The 965-nt window shown below is 70.6% G+C and carries 2 protein-coding genes; one reads left to right on the forward strand and one right to left on the reverse strand.

The features are described from left to right. A partial coding sequence (locus C1I97_RS37895) for a TerD family protein (protein WP_146608450.1) occupies positions 1-583 on the reverse strand: 583 nt, incomplete at its 3' end. 247 nt (positions 584-830) lie between these two features. On the opposite strand from C1I97_RS37895, the gene C1I97_RS42615 reads away from it, so the two are divergent. Further along, positions 831-965: DUF6643 family protein (locus tag C1I97_RS42615; RefSeq protein ID WP_369008385.1), on the forward strand; the 135-nt coding region annotated here is incomplete at its 3' end.

Consider the following 965-nt stretch of genomic DNA (forward strand, 5'->3'; position numbering starts at 1 on the left):
GCACGGGAGGTCCGGCCGGGAGCGGTGGCTGCGGGGCTCCCGCCGGGGACTGCGGCGCGCGCTGCGGCTCGTCCACCGTGATGCCGAAGTCCGTGGCCAGGCCTTCCAGGCCGCTGCTGTAGCCCTGGCCCACGGCACGGAACTTCCAGGCGCCCTGACGGCGGTAGAACTCGCCCAGCACGAACGCCGTCTCCACGCTCGCGCCCGTGCTGTCGAAGCGCGCGGTCACCGTGTCCCTGGCGGCGTCCCGCACCTCGACGTACAGGCCGGGCACCTGGCCGAAGGTTCCGCCGTCCGCCGAGGCGGCCAGCACCACGGTCTCGACCGCGGGCTCCACGCGCGTGAGGTCGACGAGCAACGTGTCGGTGACCCGGTCGCCGGCGGTGCGCCTGCCCTCGTGCCGGACCGCGCCGGAGGGGTGTGCGGGCTGGTTGTAGAAGACGAAGTCCGCGTCCGAGCGGACCTTGCCGCCCGCCAGCAGCAGCGCCGAGGCGTCCGCGTCCGGGACGCCGGGTCCCGACCGCCAGCCCACCTCGACGCGCAGGGCCGTGACAGGCACCGGCGTGTTCGACCCCTTCGGCATGGACATGCTTGCCCCCTCGTGTGTCGGCCAGGCCGTGTCCCGGCAGTCTCCCACGAGGAGGACCGGAACACTCCTGGTCAACTGCCGGTAACCGTCCCGGAACTCGGCCTCTACAAGAAGTACGCTCTGCGCGCCACCCTACTTGTCCAAGTTCACTCGCATTAGTGACTTCACGTCACCGCCGACACGGGAAACAACCCTCTTATCGGTCTCCCCAATCCGCACATCGTGGGCTTAACTTATGGCCATGACCTCCCCCCGCTCCTCCTATGGCGGCGGCTACTACTCCGCCTCTTTCCCGGACACCCCGATCTACGACTCGCTCGTGGCGGAACGGGGCACCCCGCAGATCGCCCCGATCCGGGTCCCCGCCCCCTACGAC

This window comes from Streptomyces sp. NTH33 (assembly GCF_003236365.1).
Lineage (GTDB): Bacteria > Actinomycetota > Actinomycetes > Streptomycetales > Streptomycetaceae > Streptomyces.